Annotated in this window: 1 protein-coding gene; it reads right to left on the bottom strand. The window is 48.1% G+C overall.

Annotated features, from left to right (window positions below; translation table 11 throughout):
* Positions 1-806: Hsp70 family protein (locus A3729_RS19080; protein ID WP_156498028.1), on the bottom strand; the 806-nt coding region annotated here is incomplete at both ends.

Below are 806 nucleotides of genomic sequence, written 5' to 3'. Positions count from 1 at the left end.
GCTGCTGCTTGCTCAGCATACATCTTTTGAGCCAAACCTGATGAAGCTTCAGTCAATGCCTGAGTCTTCGCTTCGATATCTGCCTTATCATCACCCTTAAGCGCTTCTTCAAGGTCAGTAATCGCAGCTTCAATCGCAGTTTTCTCTTCTTCAGTCGCCTTATCACCAGCTTCTTCTAGAGTCTTCTTAGTCGCATGAACAATCGCATCACCTTGGTTACGCGCAGTCACTAGCTCTTCGAACTGGCGATCGGCATCAGCATTTGCTTCTGCATCATTTACCATTTGCTCGACTTCATCATCAGATAGACCAGAAGAAGCTTTAATCACGATAGACTGCTCTTTACCTGTCGCCTTGTCTTTCGCCGATACGTTCAAGATACCGTTTGCATCGATGTCAAAAGTCACTTCGATCTGAGGCATACCACGAGGGCCCGCAGGAATATCTGACAAGTCGAAACGTCCCAAAGATTTGTTCTGAGCCGCTTGCTTACGCTCACCCTGTACAACGTGAATCGTTACAGCAGACTGGTTATCTTCAGCCGTTGAGAAGATCTGGGACTTCTTACTTGGGATAGTCGTGTTCTTCTCGATCAATGCTGTGGCTACGCCACCCATTGTTTCGATACCCAAAGTTAATGGCGTAACGTCTAGTAGCAGTACGTCTGTTACGTCACCAGCCAATACCGCAGCCTGGATCGCTGCACCCATTGCTACCGCTTCGTCTGGGTTAACGTCTTTACGTGGCTCTCTGCCGAAGAACTCTTCAACCTTCTTCTGAACCAAAGGCATACGAGACTGACCACC

It is taken from the genome of Oleiphilus sp. HI0043 (assembly GCF_001634935.1).
Note: the sequence above shows the minus strand (reverse complement) of the source record. Positions and strands in the feature narration are given on the sequence as shown.